The sequence below is a fragment of the Pseudomonas wuhanensis genome (assembly GCF_030687395.1).
In the GTDB taxonomy this organism is placed as follows: Bacteria; Pseudomonadota; Gammaproteobacteria; order Pseudomonadales; family Pseudomonadaceae; genus Aquipseudomonas; species Aquipseudomonas wuhanensis.
Window position 1 is genome coordinate 6,105,608 of the sequence record NZ_CP117430.1, and the last position, 13,465, is coordinate 6,119,072.

General features: G+C 60.2%; 13 protein-coding genes. 10 read left to right on the forward strand and 3 right to left on the reverse strand.

Translation table 11 applies throughout. The annotated features are described in order from the left end of the window. Positions 1–55 precede the first annotated feature (55 nt). From PSH88_RS28115 to selO, 3 genes are read left to right on the forward strand one after another with little or no spacing between them, the layout of a single operon-like run. Positions 56–1,798 (forward strand): potassium/proton antiporter, encoded by a 1,743-nt coding sequence (locus PSH88_RS28115; protein WP_305423995.1) that lies wholly within the window; start codon positions 56–58, stop codon positions 1,796–1,798. Between the two features lie 34 nt (positions 1,799–1,832). Further along, positions 1,833–5,183 (forward strand): mechanosensitive channel MscK, encoded by a 3,351-nt coding sequence (gene mscK, locus PSH88_RS28120; RefSeq protein ID WP_305423997.1) that lies wholly within the window; start codon positions 1,833–1,835, stop codon positions 5,181–5,183. Positions 5,184–5,231: 48 nt separating this feature from the next. Further along, a complete protein-coding gene (gene selO, locus PSH88_RS28125; RefSeq protein ID WP_305423998.1) occupies positions 5,232–6,695 on the forward strand; it encodes a protein adenylyltransferase SelO in 1,464 nt (487 codons plus the stop codon). A 6-nt stretch (positions 6,696–6,701) separates the two neighbouring features. Here the strand turns inward: selO and PSH88_RS28130 are convergent, their stop codons facing one another. After that, the gene (locus PSH88_RS28130) at positions 6,702–7,103 is read right to left on the reverse strand and encodes a helix-turn-helix domain-containing protein (protein ID WP_305423999.1); all 402 of its coding nucleotides are present in this window, start codon (positions 7,101–7,103) and stop codon (positions 6,702–6,704) included. Then, entirely contained in the window at positions 7,100–7,396 is a 297-nt protein-coding gene (locus PSH88_RS28135; protein ID WP_305424000.1) for a type II toxin-antitoxin system HigB family toxin, read from the reverse strand. The genes PSH88_RS28130 and PSH88_RS28135 overlap by 4 nt, the downstream gene beginning before the upstream one ends. 195 nt (positions 7,397–7,591) lie before the next feature. Between PSH88_RS28135 and trxC the strand changes: the two genes are divergently transcribed. Then, a complete protein-coding gene (trxC, locus tag PSH88_RS28140; protein WP_305424002.1) occupies positions 7,592–8,026 on the forward strand; it encodes a thioredoxin TrxC in 435 nt (144 codons plus the stop codon). A gap of 32 nt (positions 8,027–8,058) precedes the next feature. Here the strand turns inward: trxC and PSH88_RS28145 are convergent, their stop codons facing one another. Next, complete coding sequence (locus tag PSH88_RS28145) at positions 8,059–8,829, reverse strand: ParA family protein (RefSeq protein WP_008009127.1); 771 nt, start codon at positions 8,827–8,829, stop codon at positions 8,059–8,061. A gap of 360 nt (positions 8,830–9,189) precedes the next feature. Here PSH88_RS28145 and PSH88_RS28150 point away from each other — a divergent pair, with 360 nt between their 5' ends. From PSH88_RS28150 to PSH88_RS28175, 6 genes are read left to right on the forward strand one after another with little or no spacing between them, the layout of a single operon-like run. Continuing rightward, a complete protein-coding gene (locus PSH88_RS28150) occupies positions 9,190–9,915 on the forward strand; it encodes a beta-ketoacyl synthase chain length factor (protein ID WP_305424004.1) in 726 nt (241 codons plus the stop codon). Further along, positions 9,891–10,700 (forward strand): lysophospholipid acyltransferase family protein, encoded by an 810-nt coding sequence (locus PSH88_RS28155; RefSeq protein ID WP_305424005.1) that lies wholly within the window; start codon positions 9,891–9,893, stop codon positions 10,698–10,700. Before PSH88_RS28150 ends, PSH88_RS28155 begins: the two co-directional genes overlap by 25 nt. After that, on the forward strand, positions 10,681–10,941 hold the full coding sequence (locus PSH88_RS28160) for a phosphopantetheine-binding protein (RefSeq protein WP_305424007.1): 261 nt from the start codon (positions 10,681–10,683) through the stop codon (positions 10,939–10,941). The genes PSH88_RS28155 and PSH88_RS28160 overlap by 20 nt, the downstream gene beginning before the upstream one ends. A gap of 9 nt (positions 10,942–10,950) precedes the next feature. Further along, the gene (locus tag PSH88_RS28165) at positions 10,951–11,205 is read left to right on the forward strand and encodes an acyl carrier protein (protein WP_007903178.1); all 255 of its coding nucleotides are present in this window, start codon (positions 10,951–10,953) and stop codon (positions 11,203–11,205) included. After that, positions 11,202–11,747, forward strand: a complete 546-nt coding sequence (locus PSH88_RS28170; RefSeq protein WP_305424009.1) for a COG4648 family protein — start codon at positions 11,202–11,204, stop codon at positions 11,745–11,747. Before PSH88_RS28165 ends, PSH88_RS28170 begins: the two co-directional genes overlap by 4 nt. Then, positions 11,744–13,426: an acyl-CoA synthetase family protein gene (locus PSH88_RS28175; RefSeq protein WP_305424011.1), complete on the forward strand. Its 1,683-nt coding sequence runs from the start codon at positions 11,744–11,746 to the stop codon at positions 13,424–13,426. Before PSH88_RS28170 ends, PSH88_RS28175 begins: the two co-directional genes overlap by 4 nt. The last annotated feature ends 39 nt before the right edge of the window (positions 13,427–13,465 follow it).

The window sequence follows — 13,465 nt, forward strand, 5'->3', positions numbered from 1 at the left end:
CACGCAGACTGCATGGTCAGTTTGTGCCCGCCTTTAGCTTTCTGGAGTACTGCCTTTGAATGCAACGACCATCAACAGCCTGTTCTTGATCGGCGCGTTGCTGGTAGGTGCGAGCATTCTGGTGAGCTCACTTTCATCGCGCCTCGGCATCCCGATTCTGGTGATTATCCTCGCGGTGGGCATGGCGGCCGGTGTCGACGGTGCCGGCATTATTTTCGATAACTACCCAACGGCTTATCTGGTCGGCAACCTCGCCCTGGCAGTGATCCTGCTCGACGGCGGCTTGCGCACCCGGGTGGCGAGTTTTCGCGTGGCGTTATGGCCGGCGCTGTCGCTGGCCACGGTGGGTGTGTTAATCACCACCGGCCTGACCGGAATGGCGGCGGCGTGGTTGTTCGACTTGAACATGATCCAGGGCCTGCTGATCGGCGCCATCGTCGGCTCTACCGACGCTGCGGCCGTGTTCTCGCTGCTGGGCGGCAAGGGCCTGAACGAACGGGTGAGCGCGAGCCTGGAAATCGAATCCGGCAGCAACGACCCGATGGCGGTGTTCCTCACCGTGACCCTGATCGACATGCTCGCCAGCGGCCAGACCGGCCTGCACTGGAGCCTGCTCGGACACTTGCTGCGCGAGTTCGGGATCGGCGGTGTGATCGGCCTCGGTGGTGGCTGGTTAATGCTGCAACTGGTCAACCGGATCCACCTGGCCACCGGCCTTTATCCGATTCTGGTGATTGCCGGCGGTCTGGTGGTGTTTGCCCTGACCAACGCCCTGCACGGCAGCGGCTTCTTGGCGGTGTACCTGTGCGGCCTGGTGATCGGCAACCGCCCGGTGCGCAGCCGTCACGGCATTTTGCATATGCTCGACGGCATGGCCTGGCTGGCTCAGATCGGCATGTTCCTGGTGCTGGGGCTGTTGGTTACGCCCCATGACCTGCTGCCGATTGCTTTGCCGGCGCTGGGCCTGGCGCTGTGGATGATTCTGTTTGCCCGCCCGCTGTCGGTGCTGGTCGGCCTGTTGCCCTTCAAGGCGTTCCATGGCCGCGAAAAAGCATTCATTTCCTGGGTGGGCCTGCGCGGTGCCGTACCGATCATTCTGGCGGTGTTCCCGCTGATGGCGGGGCTGCCCAATGCTCAGCTCTACTTCAATCTAGCGTTCTTTATCGTGCTGGTGTCGTTGTTGGTGCAGGGCACAAGCCTGCCCTGGGTTGCCAAGCTTTTGAAAGTGACCGTCCCGCCGGAGCCTTTGCCCATCTCCCGATCGGCGCTGGAAGTGCATGTCACCAGTGAGTGGGAGCTGTTTGTGTATCGCCTCGGTGCCGAGAAATGGTGCATTGGATCCCCTCTTCGCGAGCTGAAAATGCCCGAAGGCACCCGTATCGCGGCCCTGTTTCGTGGCCAGCAACTGCTCCATCCGTCGGGTAGTACGGTGCTCGAAGTCGATGATTTGCTCTGCGTAATTGGCCATGAACACAACCTTCCGGCCCTTGGAAAACTCTTCAGTCAGGCCCCGCAACGGGGGCTGGATTTGCGCTTCTTCGGCGACTTCGTACTCGAAGGAGACGCCCAGCTGGGCGCGGTTGCTGCCCTGTACGGGTTAAAAGTCGAGGGCATCGATCCGAACATGTCCCTGGGCCACTTCATTGCCCAGAAAGTGGGCGGTGCACCTGTAGTGGGTGACCAGGTGGAGTGGAACAACACCCTTTGGACCGTCGCTGTCATGGAAGGGAACAAGATTGGTAAGGTAGGCGTCAGATTCCCCGAAGGAAGTCGCCCCGGCCCCGGCCTGTTCCTCTAAACTCCACACTTCGTCTCGTTTTCGATCGGTCTCTATGTCAACTCTGCGCACCTTTTTCGTCATGGCCCTGCTGGGTTTGAGTCTTTCCATCAGCACGCTGCAAGCCGCCGAACCGCCGTCCAGCGAAGCCGTGCAGACGAGCCTGAACAAGATCGCCGACCGCAAACTGCCGGAAGCCGATCAGAAAGCCCTGCAAGCAGTCCTGCAGGGCACGCTCACCCAGCTCAACAACCAGCGTGATTACGATCAAAAACTGATCGATCTCAAGCAGCAGTTGGCCAATGCGCCGAAGCAGAACATCGAGAACCAGCGCGAACTGACCCGCCTCAAGGCCACTAAAGTGGTGCCGGTGGCGCAACGCTATGCCAAAGAGACGATTCAGCAGCTCGAACAACTGTTGACCGAACGCTCCACTCAGCAAAGCGATCTGCAGAAAGCCCTGGCCGAAGCGAACAGCCTGATCATTACCGCCCAGACCCGCCCCGAGCGCGCCCAGGCTGAGATATCTGCCAGCCAGACGCGCATCCAGCAGATCAACAACATCCTCAAGCTCGGCAAGGACAGCGGCAAGACCCTGACTGCCGAGCAGCGCGATCAGCTCAACGCCGAGCTCGCGGCGCTCAACGCCTTGATCCCGTTGCGTCGCCAGGAACTGGCCGGCAACAGCCTGTTGCAGGACCTGGGCAACAGCCAGCACGACTTGCTGTCGGAAAAATCCGATCGCCTGGATCAGGAGATCCAGGACCTGCAAACCCTGATCAACCAGAAACGCCTGGCCCAGTCCCAAGAGACAGTGACCCAGCAGTCCATCGAAGCGCAGAAGGCCGGTGGCAGCAGCCTGCTGGCCACCGAAAGCGCGGCCAACCTGAAGCTCTCCGACTACCTGCTCAAAAGCACCGACCGCCTCAACGAAGTCACCCAACAGAACCTGCAGACCAAGCAGCAGCTGGACAGCGTGACCCAGAGCGATTCGGCGCTGGACGAACAGATCAACGTGCTCAAGGGCAGCCTGCTGCTCTCCAAGATTCTCTACAAACAGAAACAGGCTCTGCCGCGTCTCAGGCTCGACCGCGATCTGGCCGACCAGATTGCCGACATCCGTCTGTATCAGTTCGAAGTCAGTCAGCAACGGGAACTGCTCAGCAACCCGATCACCTACGTCGACAACCTGCTGGCGACACAACCGCCCGAGCAAGTCACCCCGCAACTGCGCAAGAGTCTGCTGGACCTGGCCACCACCCGCGCGGACCTGCTGGAGCGTTTGAATCGCGAACTGAGCGCGGTGCTCAACGAATCCATCACCCTGCAACTCAATCAGAAACAATTGCTCAGCACCGCGCAAAGTCTGAGGGCGACGCTGGACGAGCAAATGTTCTGGATCCCCAGCAACAAGCCGCTGGATCTTGAGTGGGTGCACAGCGTGCCGGAACGCCTGCAACGTCAGGTCAATACCCTGCCATGGGCTTCGAGCCTGAGCGAACTGACCGATGGCCTGACGCAACGACCACTGCTGTTCCTGCCGCTGGCGTTGCTGATCGGTGCGCTGCTGTGGCGCCGCAAAAATCTCTATGCCCGCCTGAACAAAGTTCACCAGGACATCGGCCACTTCAAGCGCGACAGCCAATGGCACACCCCACAAGCGATTCTGATCAACATTCTGCTGGCGATGCCGGTTTCCCTGGGTCTGGCCTTGTGCGGCCTGGCCTTGCAGATCGACGCCCGGGGGCAGAACGCCAATATGGGCGCGGCGCTGCTGCAAATGGCCCAGGCCTGGCTGGTGTTCTACACCGCCTACCGCATCCTTGCGCCGGGCGGCGTGGCCGAACTGCACTTCCGCTGGGAAAAGCCTCAGGTCGAATTCCTTCAGGGCTGGATTCGCCGGCTCGGGCTGGTGGTGATGGCCCTGGTGACCGTAGTGGCCGTCGCCGAACTGCAACCGGCGGCGCTGGCCGATGACGTGCTCGGCATGCCGGTGGTGCTGACCTGCTACGCCTTGATGGCCTGGCTGCTCAGCCGCCTGCTGGTCAGCAGCCCGACCCATGAAAACGCTTCGCTGTTCCGCAAGGCCGTGGGCGTCATGTTCACCGTCCTGCCGATCGCCTTGTTCGTCGCCGTGTGCTTTGGCTACTACTACACCGCACTGAAACTCAGCGACCGGTTGATCAACACGCTTTACCTGCTGATGTTCTGGCTGGTGATCGAAGCGACCTTCGTGCGCGGCCTCAGTGTTGCGGCACGGCGCCTGGCCTATCAGCGCGCGCTTGCCAAACGCCAGGCCGCCAAAGAAGCGGGCGATGGCGAAGCGGTGATCGAAGAGCCGACCCTGGACATCGAGAAGGTCAACGAGCAGTCCCTGCGACTGATCCGCCTGGCCCTGCTCGGCGGTTTCATCGCGGCGCTGTACTGGGTCTGGTCGGACCTGATCTCGGTGTTCTCGTATCTGGACAACATCACCCTCTACGAATACACCAGCGGTACCGGCGCCAACATGAGCATGGTGCCGATCAGCATCGGCGACATGCTTGGGGCGTTGATCATCATCGGCATCACCTTCGCCCTGGCGCGCAACCTGCCAGGTTTGCTGGAAGTGTTCGTGCTGTCGAAGCTGAACCTGGCCCAGGGCAGTTCCTACGCCACGACCACATTGCTGTCCTACGTGATCGCTGGCGTCGGCTTCGTCTCGACCCTGTCCACGCTCGGCGTGAGCTGGGACAAATTGCAATGGCTGGTGGCGGCGCTGTCGGTAGGCCTCGGTTTCGGGATGCAGGAAATCTTCGCCAACTTCATCTCCGGCATCATGATTCTGTTCGAACGCCCAGTGCGGATCGGCGACACCATCACCATCGGCAACCTCTCGGGCACGGTGAGCAAGATCCGCATCCGCGCCACGACCATCACCGACTTCGACCGCAAGGACATCATCGTCCCGAACAAGACCTTCATCACCGGGCAACTGATCAACTGGTCGCTGACCGACACCATCACCCGGGTGACCCTCAAGCTCGGCGTCGACTACGGCTCGGACCTGGACCTGGTGAAAGAGCTGCTGCTCAAGGCAGCCCGCGATAACCCGCGCGTGCTGAAGGATCCGGAACCCCATGTGTACTTCCTGAACTTCGGCGAAAGCACCCTCGACCACGAGTTGCGCATGCATGTACGTGACCTCGGTGACCGCAACCCGGTGCTTGATGAGGTCAACCGCTTCATCAATCGCGAATTCAAGAAGCAGCACATCAACATCTCGTTCCGGCAGATGGAGGTCTACCTCAAGAACCTTCACGGCCAGGAGTACAAGATGGTGCCGATCGAGCCGGAAGCCAAAACCATCGTGCCGGTGGCCGACGGCAAACCGCGGCAAGAGCCACCCTCTGTCGAACTCGACTAAGCGCGCTATCCCTAGCAGAATGCTCGGACATTCTGCTGGAGATGGCCGTTGAAAGCCCTCGACGAACTGACCTTCGATAATCGCTTCGCCCGCCTGGGCGATACGTTTTCAACCCACGTGCTGCCCGAGCCCATCGCCGCCCCGCGACTGGTGGTCGCCAGCCCTGCCGCCATGGCGCTGCTGGACCTGGACCCGGCCGAGGCCGAGACGCCGGTGTTCGCCGAGCTGTTTGGCGGCCACAAGCTCTGGGCCGAAGCCGAGCCGCGGGCGATGGTCTATTCCGGGCATCAGTTCGGCTCTTACAACCCGCAGTTGGGCGATGGTCGCGGCCTGTTGCTGGGCGAGGTCTATAACGAAGCCGGCGAGCATTGGGATCTGCACCTCAAGGGTGCCGGTCAGACGCCTTACTCACGCATGGGCGATGGACGAGCGGTGTTGCGTTCGTCCATCCGCGAGTTTCTCGCTTCTGAAGCCCTGCATGCCCTGAACATTCCCACCACTCGTGCACTGTGCGTAATCGGTTCCGACACGCCGGTCTGGCGCGAGAAACAGGAACGCGCGGCCATGGTCCTGCGTCTGGCACCCAGCCATGTGCGCTTCGGGCATTTCGAATTCTTCTACTACACCAAGCGCCCCGAGCAGCAGAAAGAACTCGGCGACCATGTGCTGGCCATGCATTTCCCGCACTGCCTGGAGCAGCCGGAACCGTATCTGGCGATGTTCCGCGAAATCGTCGAGCGCAACGCCGAGCTGATTGCCAAATGGCAGGCCTATGGGTTCTGCCATGGCGTGATGAACACCGACAACATGTCGATCCTCGGCATCACCTTCGACTTCGGCCCGTTCGCCTTCCTCGACGACTTCGACGCCCACTTCATCTGCAACCACTCTGATGACCAGGGCCGCTACTCCTTCAGCAACCAGGTGCCGATCGGCCAGTGGAACCTCAGCGCCCTCGCCCAGGCCCTGACGCCGTTCATCAGCGTTGAAGCCCTGCGCGAAACCCTCGGCCTGTACCTGCCGCTGTTCCAGGCCCACTACCTGGACCTGATGCGCCGCCGCCTCGGTCTCACCACTGCCGAAGACGACGACCAGAAACTGCTGGAGCACCTGCTGCAACTGATGCAGAACAGCGGCGTCGATTACAGCCTGTTCTTCCGCCGCCTGGGGGATGAGTCACCCGAACTGGCCGTCGCCCGTTTGCGCGATGACTTCGTCGACATCAAGGGCTTCGATGCGTGGGGCGATCTGTATATCGCACGGGTTGCTCGCGAAGGTGAGGTTGATCAGGAACAGCGCCGCGAACGGATGCATGCGGTGAATCCGCTGTACATCCTGCGCAATTATCTGGCGCAGAAAGCCATCGATGCGGCGGAAAGCGGCGACTACTCGGAGGTTCGTCGTTTGCACGCGGTATTGAGCAATCCGTTCGAGGAACAACCTGGAATGGAGAGCTATGCCGAGCGGCCGCCGGAGTGGGGCAAGCATCTGGAGATCAGTTGTTCGTCGTGAGGCTTGTCAGATAAAGGTCTCTACAGACACACCAAAGCGCTCGGCCAACCAGCGAATCTGCCGCAGGTTGAGCTGGCGCTTGCCGCTTAAGATCTCCGAGACGACCGATTGTGTGCCCACACCGGGCAGTTCGCTCTGGCTAAGGCCGTGTTCGCGCATCATATAGCCAAGAACCTCTGCACCAGAGGCTTCGCGCATGGGGTGATGTTTGCGATCCCACTCCGCAATCCAGTCACCGATGATGTCCACCAAGCTCATCAACGGGTGCGACTCATCATCGCCGGTCATCTCAAGCAATTCATCGAGTGCCCGTGCCAACATGTCATAGTCGTCTTCGTTTTTCGGTTTTCGCAGCAATGGCGAGACGAACTCCCAATGCTCAGCAGCTTTTTTGATTAGAACACTCATACCCTTCCCTCCTTCCATTTACCTCTCTCATATTCGCTGTGATCCAGCACATGCTTGATATAAAGCTTTTGAGACTGATACCTGACAAAAGCGATAAGCCGCAACTTGTTGCCACCGATATCGAACACATGAAACTCACCGACTTTGTCAGCTGCGGGAAAAATAGACTTCATTGCCGCGAAGTCTCCCGGGTTACTCCCTTTGGCAAGTCGATACCATTGCTCCAATGCATTGGCTGCCCGCGGCCACTTTTCCTTGGCCTCACGAATTGGTTTTTCGGTAAACACATGCATGCAACATCCTTATCGCATTCTGCTATGGGGAGTTAATCACAGATCCAGAATATCGCAAATTGCGATAATTCTCAGCAGACCAACGGTCTCGCTCAGTACGATTCAGCCTAGTTTCATCGCCATACGCTGCACGATTGAAAATATGAGCAAACGTCTCCACATAGCAGTGATCGGCTTCTTAACAGGACCTCCCTCATGACCGCCCCACTCCTCATCCCCTGCCCCCACTGCAACGGCCTGAACCGCATCCCCGCCGAGCGTCTCAACGACCATCCAAAGTGCGGCCGCTGCAAGGCCGAAGTCTTGCTCAACAAGCCGTTCGAATTGAAGCAAGGCGATTACGCCAGTCAGATCAAGGGTGACCTGCCGTTGCTGGTGGATGTATGGGCGGACTGGTGCGGGCCGTGCAAGTCGTTTGCGCCGGTGTTCGAGCAGGCGGCGGGGCAGTTGGCGGGCAAGTGTCGCCTGGCCAAGCTGGACAGCGAGGCGAATCAGCAGTTGTTGGCGCAGTTGGGGATTCGCTCGATCCCGAGCCTGATTCTGTTCAAGAACGGCCGGGAAGTGGCTCGCCAGAGCGGGGCTTTCCCGTTGCCGCAGCTGATGAGCTGGTTGCGCAGTCAGGGGATTTGAATCCCCTTCAACAAAATGTCGGAGCGAGGCAATCAGGCATTTTCCAGCAAGTTGTGCAGATCGACGAACTGCTGGGTCAGCTTATGCCGCGGGTCGAGGTGGATCAGCGGCGTGTTGGCCTGGTGGGATTCGCGCATGCGCACCGAGCTGGCCAGGTACACCGGCAACACCGGTAGCCCTTCGGCGATCAATTCGTCGAGGATTTGCTGAGGCAAACTGGCGCGGGCCTGGAACTGGTTGACGACGATGCCTTCGACTTCCAGCCCTTCGTTGTGGTCCTCCTTCAACTCTTCGATTTCCGCCAACAGGCCATACAGCGCCTGACGCGAGAAACTGTCGCAGTCGAAGGGAATCAGCACACGATCAGCGGCAATCAAGGCCGAGACGGCATAGAAATTCAGTGCTGGCGGCGTATCGAGGTAGATTCGGTCGTAATCGCCGTCCAGTTCCTCGAGCAATTTTCGCAGCTTGTTGATCTTGTGCTTGGCCTCAAGTTTGGGCTGCAAGTCAGCCAACTCGGCGGTGGCGGTGACGACGTGAAGGTTGTCGAATGGCGTTTCGTAGATGTCGACCTGGTTTTTCTTCGAGAACGGCCCGGAGGACAGAGTCTGCTTGAAGAAGTCAGCGATCCCCATCGGGATATCATCACCGGTGAGTCCCGTCAGGTATTGAGTGGAGTTGGCCTGAGCATCGAGATCCACCAACAGCGTGCGATAGCCCTCGCTCGCGCTGACCGCCGCCAGATTACAGGCAATGCTTGACTTGCCCACGCCACCTTTCTGATTGAACACCACGCGCCGCATGTCAAAACCTCCGTGTATCAAAGAATGACCGAGTGTAGTAGTCCAAGGCGCTGCTTAGCTACCTCGCTGGCATCGGGACTACACAGTCATTGGTAAACATCCGTCGGAAAAAGCCGCCAACTCATCCATCGACAGCCGATAGAGCTGACAGACATGTCCGCCGCAACGTGGATAATGGCCAAACGACAGCTTTTTTCGCGAACCAGACGGTACATTTCGTTGCGCAAAATGTAACCAGCATTTGCTACACGCCCGCTGCACCGGGATAATGCGCACCACTCGGCGTTAAGCGCCACGTAAGGTCAGCCGCGCTTTTTTGCGACTCACCGCGTCAAAAGGAAGCCCGCAGGGGCGGGATGAATGTCTGTGATCAACTTCAACATCGCCCAATGGCGCGCGTGGGCCCCTGGGCTTGAAAGCGTGGATGATTGGCAGGCCTGGAGCCGACAACCGGTCGTGCTCGAGCCCAGCGATGCCGCCCCCGATGTGTCGTTTCTACCGGCCATGCAGCGTCGGCGACTCAGCCGTCTGGCGCGGATGGCGTTCAGCGTCGGCTGGCCTTTGGCTGAAGGTCGCCAGGACCTACCGTTGGTCTTTATTTCCCGCCACGGCGAAACCCCGCGCACTTTCGAAATTCTCAGCGATCTGGCGACTGACCAACCGTTGTCGCCCACTCAGTTCAGTCTGTCGGTGCATAACGCGGTCATCGGCCTGTGGTCGATCATGCGCGGCGAAACCAGCGAAATGACCGCCCTCGCCGCGGCTGGCGATGGCCTTGAACACGGCATGCTAGAAGCGGCGGCGCTGCTTGAGGAAGGGGCGCCCGCGGTACTGCTGGTGGTGACCGAAGAGCAACCGCCCGCGGCCTACTCGGCCTGGATCGACGATGTGCCATTCCCTTATGCGGTCGGCCTGTTGATTACGCCCGGCAATCAGTGGCAGCTCTCGCTGAACAGCACCTCGCAAGCGTTGTCCAAACCCCACTGGCCCCATGCCCTGAATCTGTTGCGTACCCTGCTCGGCCAGCAGACTACCTGCCAACATGCCTGGAAAAATCGTGTATGGACCTGGCAACGCAACCCGTAACCGATAAAAACCGCGACGCCTATTACTGGCGTCTGCTGGCCACTGCCGCAAGCTTCACCCTGTTCGGGTTGGGCGGGCTTTGCCTGCGACTGGTGGTGTTCCCATTATTGAGCTGCTTGCCGGGAGACGCCCAGGCCCATCGTCAGCGGGCACGACAGACCGTCAGCCGGTGTTTCTGGTTTTTCATTCGTTTCATGGCTCGCAGTGGCGTGCTCACCTATGACATTCAGGGAGCGGAAAAACTCGGACGGCCAGGCCAGATGATCGTTGCCAATCACCCCTCGCTGATCGATGTGGTGTTTTTGATCGGCCTGGTGGGCCACGCCAACTGCGTGGTCAAAAAAAGCCTCTGGGAAAATCCGTTCACCCGCGGTCCGCTACGCCGTACCGATTACATCAGCAACGACGGCAGCATGGATATGCTCGACGCCGCTGCCGACGCACTGAAAAGCGGTCAGACCCTGATCATTTTCCCCGAGGGCACCCGGACCCAACCCGGCAAGCCGCCGGCCTTTCATCGGGGGGCGGCGGCAATCGCCCTGCGCGGTGCGAGAATCCTCACCCCGGTGATCATCAAGGTCAGTCCGACCACATTGACCAAGGCCGAACCCTGGTATCGGATCCCTAAACGCCGCGTGCACTTCAGTTTCCGCGTCGGGGCCGATATAGATCCACAGGCCTTCGCTTCGCAAGGGCCTGCACCTCAGGCCTCGCGCAAGCTCAATGATTATTTGCACCATTACTTTATTAAGGAGCTCGCCGAAGATGAGCGATCTACACCGTGAAATTAAAGAACTGATCATTGACGCCCTGGGCCTCGAAGACATCAGCGTCGACGACATCGGCGATGACCAGCCACTGTTCGGCGAAGGCCTGGGCCTGGACTCGGTGGATGCGCTGGAGCTCGGCCTGGCGATCCAGAAAAAGTACGGCATCAAAATCGATGCCGACGCCAAGGACACCCGCAATCACTTCACCAACGTGGCGAGCCTTGCGGCGTTCGTCACTGCAAAACAGGCAGCTTGAGACCGGACCATGCAAACTCGTGACGATATTTTCAATACCCTGCGCGATGCTCTGGTCGAACTCTTCGAGCTGGAGCCCGAGCGCATCAGTCTGGGGTCCAACCTGTATCAGGATCTGGAAATCGACAGCATCGATGCAGTCGACCTGATCGATCACATCAAACGCCAGACAGGCAAGAAAATCGCCGCCGAAGAATTCAAATCGGTGCGTACCGTCAGCGACGTGGTCGAGGCGGTCTACCGTCTGGTTCAACCGGCCGCATGAGCCGATTGATCGGCCTTGGCCTGCTGCTGGCGGGCCTGCTGTACCCCTTTGCGGTGTATTTCGGCATGGAGCACTTTGCCCCATGGCAGTTCGGTCTGCTGCTGGGTAGCCTGTGGCTGGCGCGGGCGCTGACTGGCGAGCGGCGACCTGGCAGCCTGTGGATGGCCGCGGCCGCTATCGCGTTCTGCCTGCTGCTGGCAGTGTTCAACAGCCCGGTGCTGCTGCGCTGGTACCCGGTGCTGATCAGCGCGTTCATGCTGGTGCTGTTCGGTCTTAGTCTGAAATATGGCCCGCCGATGGTCGAACGCCTGGCCCGACTGCGAGAACCGGAATTACCACCCAGGGCCATTCGCTACACCCGCCAGGTGACGATTGCCTGGAGTGTGTTTTTTCTCTGCAACGGTTTGTGCGCCGCCGCCCTGACTCTTTGGGCGCCGCTGAGCTGGTGGATGTTGTACACCGGCCTGATCTCCTATGGATTGATCGGCCTGATGTTTGCCATTGAATGGCTGATACGACAACGGGTACGAGGCCACCCATGAATTGGATAACACTTGAGCAACTGTTGCTCAAGGCTCAGCCGGAGCGTGCCGTGACGGCCGAACCGGCGTTGAATCATGCGCAATTGTGCGAACAGGCCCTGAGCCTGGCTGCCGGCCTGCAAGCTCAGGGAGTGCAGCGCATCGCCGTGCACCTTGAAGACGCCGCCGACCTGGCCATTGCCCTGCTCGGCGCCTGGCGGGCCGGGGTCAGCGTACTGTTGCCCGCCGACCTGCAAGCGCAGACTCGCCAGCGCTGGTCGACCGAAGTCGATCTGTGGCTGACCGATCAGGCCGACGATGCGCACCTGAGCGATTATCGGCATTCACCGCTGCCGGCCAGCCCGCTGGATCTGGATCGCTGTCAGCTGAGCCTGTGCACCTCCGGCTCCAGTGGCGAACCCAAGCGCATCGACAAAACCCTGCGCCAACTGGCCAATGAAGTCGAAGCGCTGGAGCACCTGTGGGGCGCGGATCTGGGCAAGGCCTGCATCATCGGCAGCGTCGCCACTCAACACATCTACGGGTTGCTGTTTCGGGTGCTGTGGCCGCTGTGCGCCGGGCGCTCCTTCGTGCGTAAACAACTGGCCTTCCCGGAAGACCTGCAGCGCGCCAGCCGCGAACATCCCGCCTTCGCCTGGGTCGCCAGCCCGGCGCTGCTCAAGCGCATGGGCGACAATCTCGATTGGCCAGCGCTGAGCGCGGTGCGCCGAGTGTTTTCTTCCGGTGGCGCGTTGCCCGCCGAAGCAGCGCAAAGCCTGCAAGAGCGCCTGCAACAATGGCCGACGGAGATCCTCGGCAGTTCGGAAACCGGCGGCATCGCCTGGCGTCAGGGCCAGAATCTCTGGCAGCCATTCGCCGACGTGGCGCTGAGCCAGGACAGCGATGGCGCCCTGCTTATCGCGTCACCGTACTTGCCAGCCGGCCATATCGAACACACCGCCGATGCCGCGCGCATCGCCGCCGACGGCCGTTTCGAGCTGTTGGGACGGCTGGACCGAATCGTCAAACTGGAAGAAAAACGTATCTCTCTACCGATGCTCGAACAAGCGCTGATGGCTCACGACTGGGTCGCCGAAGCGCGCCTCGGTGTGGTTCAGGAAAACCGCGCTTCATTGGGGGCACTGCTGGTACTCAGCGAACAAGGCCTGTATGCCTTGCGCAATCAGGGTCGACGCAGCCTCACTCAAGCCTTGCGTCAGCATCTGAGTCAGCATTGTGAAACGCTGGCCCTGCCACGCCGCTGGCGCTTGTTGCGGCAGCTGCCGCTGAACTCCCAGGGCAAATTGCCTCAGGCCGAGGTCGAAGCCTTGCTGCTGGCGCCCCGCCCAAAGGCGCCGCAAATACTGGAGCAGCTCGAAGTCGATGGCGAGTGGAGCCTGCAACTGGCCGTCCCGCCGGACCTGGCGTATTTCAGCGGGCACTTTCCCCGAGCGCCAGTATTGCCCGGCGTGGTGCAGGTGGATTGGGCATTGAGCCTGGGCCAGCAATTGATGGACCTGCCGGCAAAATTCGCCGGTATGGAAGTCTTGAAATTTCAGCAACTGGTGCGCCCCGGCGATGAAGTCCAATTGCACCTGCGCTTCGACTCGGCGCGCAGTAAATTGTATTTCGCCTATCGCAATGAAGCCGCCACCTGCTCCAGCGGGCGGATTTTGCTGGAGGCTGCCAGCGATGCATAACCTGTGGCGAGGGAGCTTGCTCCCGCTGGGCTGCGAAGC

Coding starts and splice junctions, on each gene's coding strand:
- mscK (WP_305423997.1), top strand. CDS start 1,833: ATGTCAACTCTGCGCACCTTTTTCGTCATGGCCCTGCTGGGTTTGAGT.
- PSH88_RS28130 (WP_305423999.1), bottom strand. CDS start 7,103: ATGAGTGTTCTAATCAAAAAAGCTGCTGAGCATTGGGAGTTCGTCTCG.
- PSH88_RS28135 (WP_305424000.1), bottom strand. CDS start 7,396: ATGCATGTGTTTACCGAAAAACCAATTCGTGAGGCCAAGGAAAAGTGG.
- trxC (WP_305424002.1), top strand. CDS start 7,592: ATGACCGCCCCACTCCTCATCCCCTGCCCCCACTGCAACGGCCTGAAC.
- PSH88_RS28145 (WP_008009127.1), bottom strand. CDS start 8,829: ATGCGGCGCGTGGTGTTCAATCAGAAAGGTGGCGTGGGCAAGTCAAGC.
- PSH88_RS28150 (WP_305424004.1), top strand. CDS start 9,190: ATGTCTGTGATCAACTTCAACATCGCCCAATGGCGCGCGTGGGCCCCT.
- PSH88_RS28155 (WP_305424005.1), top strand. CDS start 9,891: ATGGACCTGGCAACGCAACCCGTAACCGATAAAAACCGCGACGCCTAT.
- PSH88_RS28160 (WP_305424007.1), top strand. CDS start 10,681: ATGAGCGATCTACACCGTGAAATTAAAGAACTGATCATTGACGCCCTG.
- PSH88_RS28165 (WP_007903178.1), top strand. CDS start 10,951: ATGCAAACTCGTGACGATATTTTCAATACCCTGCGCGATGCTCTGGTC.
- PSH88_RS28170 (WP_305424009.1), top strand. CDS start 11,202: ATGAGCCGATTGATCGGCCTTGGCCTGCTGCTGGCGGGCCTGCTGTAC.
- PSH88_RS28175 (WP_305424011.1), top strand. CDS start 11,744: ATGAATTGGATAACACTTGAGCAACTGTTGCTCAAGGCTCAGCCGGAG.